Origin of the sequence: Corynebacterium glyciniphilum AJ 3170 (assembly GCF_007673095.1) — a bacterium.
Taxonomy (GTDB): domain Bacteria; phylum Actinomycetota; class Actinomycetes; order Mycobacteriales; family Mycobacteriaceae; genus Corynebacterium.
In genome coordinates this window covers 1-214 of record NZ_VDYZ01000458.1, presented here as the reverse complement: position 1 = coordinate 214, position 214 = coordinate 1, and the positions used below count along the sequence as shown (strand labels likewise).

Here is a 214-nt window from a genome sequence, read left to right as displayed (position 1 = left end):
TTTTTGTTCTTCAAGGAGGGGGGGGGTGGCTGGGGGTGGTTTCGTGTGGGGGGTGGTGGTGGGGAGGGTGAGGGTGGTGGTGAGGGTACTGGTGGGGTGGGTGGTGTGGGTGGGGTTGTGGGGGGGTAAGGAGGAGGTGAGGGGGGTGGGGGAGGGAGAGGGGGATGATGTTGTGGGGGGGGTTGGGGAGGGAGATGATGATGGCGTGTTGGAG

Annotated in this window: 1 protein-coding gene; it reads left to right on the top strand. The window is 65.4% G+C overall.

What is annotated here, in order from left to right:
- Positions 1–25: 25 nt before the first annotated feature.
- The coding region (locus FS507_RS20215; RefSeq protein WP_222121498.1) for a hypothetical protein at positions 26–214 on the top strand (189 nt) is incomplete at its 3' end.